At 36.7% G+C, this 6642-nt stretch carries 8 protein-coding genes and 1 pseudogene; 1 reads left to right on the top strand and 8 read right to left on the bottom strand.

Annotated elements, in window-relative coordinates; translation table 11 throughout:
• The 7 genes and pseudogenes from BBH99_RS07555 to panD all read right to left on the bottom strand — a co-directional run.
• Window positions 1-463, bottom strand: a pseudogene (locus tag BBH99_RS07555) (PP2C family serine/threonine-protein phosphatase); the annotation flags it as partial.
• Window positions 464-474: 11 nt separating this feature from the next.
• Window positions 475-1518, bottom strand: coding sequence for a TerY-C metal binding domain-containing protein (locus BBH99_RS07550; RefSeq protein WP_066694099.1), 1044 nt, complete (start codon window positions 1516-1518; stop codon window positions 475-477).
• A 19-nt stretch (window positions 1519-1537) separates the two neighbouring features.
• Window positions 1538-2176: a vWA domain-containing protein gene (locus BBH99_RS07545; protein WP_066694096.1), complete on the bottom strand. Its 639-nt coding sequence runs from the start codon at window positions 2174-2176 to the stop codon at window positions 1538-1540.
• 81 nt (window positions 2177-2257) lie between these two features.
• Window positions 2258-2932 carry a TerD family protein gene (locus BBH99_RS07540; protein WP_066694094.1) on the bottom strand — a complete coding sequence of 225 codons (675 nt, stop codon included), beginning with the start codon at window positions 2930-2932 and terminating at the stop codon, window positions 2258-2260.
• 29 nt (window positions 2933-2961) lie between these two features.
• The gene (locus tag BBH99_RS07535) at window positions 2962-3537 is read right to left on the bottom strand and encodes a TerD family protein (protein WP_066694092.1); all 576 of its coding nucleotides are present in this window, start codon (window positions 3535-3537) and stop codon (window positions 2962-2964) included.
• Window positions 3538-3720: 183 nt separating this feature from the next.
• Window positions 3721-4743: a lysylphosphatidylglycerol synthase transmembrane domain-containing protein gene (locus tag BBH99_RS07530; RefSeq protein WP_066694090.1), complete on the bottom strand. Its 1023-nt coding sequence runs from the start codon at window positions 4741-4743 to the stop codon at window positions 3721-3723.
• Window positions 4744-4746: 3 nt separating this feature from the next.
• The gene (panD, locus tag BBH99_RS07525; RefSeq protein ID WP_002976902.1) at window positions 4747-5097 is read right to left on the bottom strand and encodes an aspartate 1-decarboxylase; all 351 of its coding nucleotides are present in this window, start codon (window positions 5095-5097) and stop codon (window positions 4747-4749) included.
• A gap of 399 nt (window positions 5098-5496) precedes the next feature.
• On the opposite strand from panD, the gene BBH99_RS07520 reads away from it, so the two are divergent.
• Entirely contained in the window at window positions 5497-5787 is a 291-nt protein-coding gene (locus BBH99_RS07520) for an HU family DNA-binding protein (protein ID WP_047097388.1), read from the top strand.
• Between the two features lie 197 nt (window positions 5788-5984).
• Here the strand turns inward: BBH99_RS07520 and pdxH are convergent, their stop codons facing one another.
• Complete coding sequence (gene pdxH / locus BBH99_RS07515; protein ID WP_066694088.1) at window positions 5985-6626, bottom strand: pyridoxamine 5'-phosphate oxidase; 642 nt, start codon at window positions 6624-6626, stop codon at window positions 5985-5987.
• Between the last annotated feature and the right edge of the window lie 16 nt (window positions 6627-6642).

Genomic DNA, 6642 nt, shown 5'->3' with positions numbered 1-6642 from the left:
GAGAACGTCCTCTTTTGGAAGCTACAACAATTTTCTTATCTGAAAATTTCCCTTGAAATGAAACCTCATCTTCTTTATAAAAATCAGCATTTCTATCACTGGGAATATTCTTCCATAAATCTTTAGGGTCAATATTAACCAATAACTGAACTCTTTTCCTTTCTATATTTTCTTTATCCTCAGTATGAAAAAACTCTATATCCAGATGATACATATTATGAGCCGTCGGAATGCCGGAAATCCTGTTATTTTCAAAAGTAAGCCCAGTTTCTTCCAGATTTCTAATGTTTTTAATGACGATATTCGGAAAGTCATTCATTTCAAAAGTGAACTCATAGAACTTCCCTGAAAGCGCATGCTTTAGTACCCAGTGAACTTCTTTAAATTCTTCTTTTTCTTTATGAATAGTTCCTTTTTCCACAGGCTTTTTCCCGCTTCCAAAATAAAATGAAGGTATTTTCATGGGCCTATGCTTTAACCTAAAGTTCTGTTGATATCAAACCCACCGCCGGAATATCCGTAATAATCGGAAGTTCCGCACCAGGGACATTTATTATATCCTTCGCCTTGCAGGCAATGGATTCCACCACATGCACAGGTTGCCAGGGCAATAGGATTTGCACAGTGCGGACAGGAAGTTCCCCCCTGAAGTTCTTCTATTGAAATTCTAAGGTTGCTCCTTTGCGCAGAAGATAGCCTGTAATAAGATTTTTCATCAATTTTATAGGCTCCTTCCAGTTTATAATACCTGGTTGACATTCCCGGAATACTGGATTCCCCGAATGTTTTTTTAAATTTCATCAGATAGAGTTTATCCGTTTCTGAACATTTACCATTTAAGACCACAAAATTATTGTCCGGAAAACGTTGTTCCATCTGCGGGTCTACTTTTTCAAGGATAACAGAATCAATTTTAGAAAGATTGATCCCTTCTTTCTTCGCTTCCGTAACACTTTGGCTGGTTGTTTTAATAGAATCTGTAACCCATTTAAAAAACTCCTTATACGAGTTCTCATCTGTATTATTGAAAAGTAAAACATTATCAGCCAGTGAACCCAACAGTTTATAATTGGTATTCTCCCCTATAGAAACAGCAATGGTATTGGCTTTCCCGTTATATTTAGTATTCCATCTTTCAATCGCTTTGGTGGCATCATCAGTGGGAACTCCGTCTGTAAACAGAAAAACAATTGGTTTCCAGTCGCCTTTTCTATCATAAGTTGTTTTTACAACATCCCGATCTATGCAGTCCATGATTTTAATCAATCCCTGAGACAATGAGGTACCACTTCCAATCGGAATTTTGGGTGGATAAAAACTGATAATATCCTGGAGCGGCGTAATCACTTCAGCCTCTCCTGCAAAAACTACCACGGAAATGTAAACCGTTTCCAAGGAATACGGATCTTTCTTCAGTTCCCGGACAATATCCGAAATTCCTTCCTGTACCTGTTCAATTGGATCTCCTACCATAGATTCGGAGACATCTATTAAAAAATAAATAGGCAGTCTTCTCATACGTTTAAAGACAATTTTTTTAAATAATAATATTCAGCTCCGATGGTGGCGGAGGCAATGTTACGTGATCTGTTGTATTCTGTGAATGTCCACCTTGTGTAATCGAAGAACTCACCCATCTGAAAAAGGAAGATAGGGTTATAGCATCTGTGGTATCTAACTTTACAACATGATCCGTCAGCTCCTTAAGAAACTGTTCATCTGCTTTCGGACCTGCGGCGCACCCTACGATAGCTCCAAAATCGAGATCTCTAAGCACAGGGATCATCTGTCTGTATTTCTGAATATCTGAAGGTTTTCCATCTGTAAATATAAAAAGCAGAGGCTGCCAGTCTCCTTTTTCATCCTCAGAACCTTTTACAAGATCTTTCCGGACCAGATCTGCCACCATTTCCAGTGCTGCACCTGTATGAGTTGGGCCACTATCCGGACAGGTTATTTCCATGGGATAAAAATTGGCAAGCGCAGTTAACGGAATGATATTTTTAACATCCCTATCAAAAGTAATGACACTTAAATGAAGGCTTTCCATCGCTTGCGGATCTGCACGAAGCATACTGATAAGCCCGTTGAAACCGTTGTTCAATGCCTGGATAGGCTCCCCGTTCATAGAACCGGAAGTATCCAGTAAAAAATAGGCTAATAATCTTCTGGTCATAAGGCGGTTATTAATTCTGAAGCCGGCGGAGGAAGTCGAAGACTTCCCAGCCGGCTGTTATGTTGAATAGAAATATAAAGTCTAGTTTGAGTATGAATACTGCTGTCTCAGGATATCAATGAAGTTATCTGTATGATGAGGTTCTCCCAAAGCACGGAACTTCCAGTCTCCGTTATGACGGTACGCTTCAGCAAAAACCATCGCACACATTCCGTTCATACTTGAATCTCCGGAAAGGCTGTACTTGGTAATTTCTTTCCCTGAAGCATCTACAGCACGGATAAATGCATTTTCAATCATTCCAAAGTGCTGGTTATTGCTTCTTCCCTGATAAATAGTAACAAGGAATACAATTTTCTGGTAGCTTTGATCCAGTTGATCCAGCTTTACAATGATCTGCTCATCATCACCATCTCCGGCTCCGGTTCTGTTATCTCCCGTTAACCATACATTTCCGCTTGGATGTTGCATAGAATTGAAGAAAACCACATCTCCCTGATACAATCCCATCTGTCTTCCATCATTCGTCTGAACCGTTCTTCCAAGGTTGGCAACCTTTCCGTTACCATCTAAAAGAAACGCTACTGCATCAAGATCATATTCAGCTTCCTTATTAAAAAGTTTCCCAAAGAAACCACCTTGTTTCCTTACATCCCATCCTAATCCGATTGTTACTTTTGAAAGGTCATAAACACTTTCTCCACGGTCGTTTTTTCTTAAATCAATCGTTTGACCTTTCTGTAAATTAATTGCCATAGTTATCGTTTTGTGTATTCGTGTATGATTTATTTGATGATTTGTCCTTTATAATATTTTTCAAGGAAGAAGCCAAGATCTGCTCTATATCCTATTCCTGATGCTTCAAATTTCCAGCTTCCGTTTCTTTTATACAGTCTTCCGAACTCAACTCCTGTTTCAATGGAAAAATCTTCATCCAGTTCATATTTTGCAATTTCCTGGTTGGTATTATTGTCTACTACTCTGATATAAGAATTTCTCACCTGTCCGAAATTCTGTTTTCTCCTTTCAAAATCTTCAATAGTGACTACAAAAAGAATCTCCTCTACCCTTGAATCCACTTTATCAAGATCAATAATAATGGCTTCATCATCATCTCCATCACTGTTCTTTCCGCTTGGATCATCTCCGGTATGGGTAAGAGCACCATCCGGCGACTTCAGGTTATTATAAAAAACAAAATATTCTTCGCTTACTAATTTTCTGTCAGCATCAATCATGATTGCAGAAGCATCAAGATCAAAATCGTAGCCTGTCCCTTCATTAGGATCCCAACCAAGTCCTATCGTCATTTTAGTCAATCCGATCTCGATCTTTTGTCCTTTCTGTAGATTAATCGCCATAGTATTTTATGTTATGAATTATTTTTTGCATTAAGATAGATTTGATTTACGAACTGACCAAATTTATTTATTAAAAATAATGGATATAAAGCAATTAAGTCTAATTTCCCCGTCAAATTAACATCACAAAAAAAGGCTCAATTAAAATTGAACCTTTTATACAGTATAATGTTGAATTAATATTTAAAACTCTTTCTTTGAAGCAACTTCATTTCTTGCTTTTGTCAGCATCGGAATAGAAATAAGCCCCATTACCAGCATAATAACAATCTGGAGCGGCAGAGATATAAAAGAATAGGTAAGTCCCATTTCCCCGCCAAGATCAGCGCTTTTCCCCACTGAAATAAAAAGAGCCATAAAACCATACTTCATAGCCAGGTTATACGCTCCGATTCCACCACTTGCAGGAATAATCATACCTAGCGTTCCTACAACAATTATGAAGAAGCCATCTGCAAAGGTAAACGCCGAAGTTTCAGGAAGTGCAAAGCAAACAAGATATGCTGCAAAATAATAGCAAATCCAGATTCCCAATGTATATAAGATAAACTTTCCTTTTTGCTTTAATTTAAAAATGGTAGTCAGTCCCTGAAAAATTCCGTCTATAAAATTAACGATCTTACCAAGGAAGGGAACATTCGCCAACTTCCTTTTAAAAGCAAAAAACAAAATTGTACCTCCCATCAATACAGCAAGAACAAGCAAAATTTTGTTAGGATTTATATTCACTCCCGAATTTTCATAAAATGACAGGATTGCTTCATATTTAAATAATAATGTCAGCCCAAGAAAACCAAGCATACATATCAAATCCACTACCCTTTCCAGGATAATAGTTCCGAAAGATTTATCTACAGGCACTTTTTCCACTCCATATAATGCTGTAGCTCTTGCCACTTCTCCACTTCTGGGAATCGTAAGATTCATAAGATATCCAAATGAAATAGACCAGAGGGAATTGGAATTGGAAATCCTATGCCCCATTGGCTCCAGCATCAGATTCCAACGAATGGCCCTGAACCAATACGCCAAAAGACCAAATACGGCTGCAAATAATACCCAAAGGTAATTCGCCTTAGCCAATGACTGCTGAATCACTTTAAAATCAAGCCCCCGTAAGGCCAGCCATAAAAAAAAGCCTGCAAAAGCAAGCGATATTACTATTGTAAGTATTGATTTTAAAGGACTTTTTGATGTTTTCTCCATGAATTATGTAAGAAGGTTTGTTTTTTCATCCGGGAAAACGATCTTCGGCTGGAAGTCTTTTGCTTCTTCAGGTGTCATTTGTGCATAAGCAATAATGATGATAATATCATCCTTCTGTACCTTTCTTGCAGCCGGACCATTAAGGCATACTTCTCCTGATTTCCTTTTGCCTTTGATAACATAAGTATCAAAACGCTCTCCGTTATTTACATTGACGATATAAACCCTTTCTCCCACTACCAATCCGGCAGCTTCAATCAGATCTTCATCTATTGTTATACTTCCTATATAATTAAGGTCTGAGGCTGTAACTCTTACCCTATGAATCTTGGACTTAAAAACTTCTATTAACATGCTGCAAATTTATTAATAAAAATTAATAAAACAGACCTTCCCTACCATTAAAAAACTCCCATAAACAAGGTAGTTTAATTTTATAAAACACAAAAAAAGAGATCATTACTTATATTATTAACAATTATATTCTTAAAAACATTAATACTTTATACACAATTTAGGATTTAATAAATACAGGAAATAATATTAACTTTTTGCTAAAGTCAATAAACATAAGCATTTGGCATGATTTTAGTAACCGGTAACGTAGATTTTTCGTGAAATCCCAAATTATCATATTTTAACTGTTTTCACTGAAAAGTAAAAAAATTGTATAAGTTTTAATAAAAAAATTGCACAATTAGAAAATAGTATTATATTTGCTATAATTACGAACTAACTTTAATATTAAAAATTATGAACAAGTCTGAATTAATCGACGCAATCGCAAAAGATGCAGGTATCACTAAAGTTGCAGCAAAAGCTGCTTTAGAATCTTTTATTTCTAACGTAACTTCTACTTTAAAGAAAAAAGACGGAAAAGTTTCTTTAGTAGGTTTCGGTACTTTCTCAGTAGCTGAGAGAGCAGCTAGACAAGGGATCAACCCTGCAACTAAAAAACCAATCAAAATTGCTGCTAAAAAAGTTGCTAAATTTAAGGCTGGAGCTGATTTATCAAACGCAGTTTCTGGTGCTAAGAAAAAATAATCATTCAGATTACGAAAATTCAAGACCACTTCAATGAAGTGGTCTTTTTTTATGTTCTATGATTGCAGATAGTAGATGGAGAATAAAAAATATTCTTTAAAAAGAAGCTTTAGAAATGAATGTACAAGTTTTGAATAAAACCTTAAAAAATCAGTATCACAAACTCTAGTGTTTCAGCCTTCATTCCTACTTTATAACTATGGAGCAAGTCTTGAAATCTTCCAATCCAGGTCTTCTAACTGATATACAATTCTATCATGCAAGCGATTGGGTCTTCCCTGCCAAAATTCAATTTCGTAAGGTTTCGCAAGATATCCACCCCAATGAGCAGGTCTTGGAACCTCTGTGTTTTCATATTCTTTTTCCAGCTCTTTTAATTTTTCTTCCAGAAATTCACGATTGGGAATTTCCTGACTTTGGGGAGAAACTACGGCTCCCAGCTGGCTTCCTTTGGGTCTGGAATGGAAATAACCATCGCTGAGATTCTCTGCAACTTTTTCAAGGTTGGCCTTGATAATGACCTGTCTTTCCAGATTTGGCCAGAAAAAATGCAGGCATGCTTTATGATTATCCTCGATTGCTTTTCCTTTTCTGCTGTTGTAATTGGTATAGAAAATAAATCCTTCATGAGTGTAGGCCTTCAACAAGACCATTCTTGTTCTCGGACAACCATCTTCCTCTACTGTAGAAACCGCCATAGCATTGGCTTCTGAGACCTCCGGGCTTTCACTAGCATCCAAAAACCAGTCTCTAAACTGCTCAATTGGATTTTGTTTTATCTCACTTTCAATAAGTTGGGATTTATCGTACACTTTTCTTTTGTCGTGCAGGTTTTCCATAAATATTTTTTATTAA

Origin of the sequence: Chryseobacterium contaminans (assembly GCF_001684955.1) — a bacterium.
In the GTDB taxonomy this organism is placed as follows: Bacteria; Bacteroidota; Bacteroidia; order Flavobacteriales; family Weeksellaceae; genus Chryseobacterium; species Chryseobacterium contaminans.
This window is presented reverse-complemented; position numbering and strand designations above follow the sequence as displayed.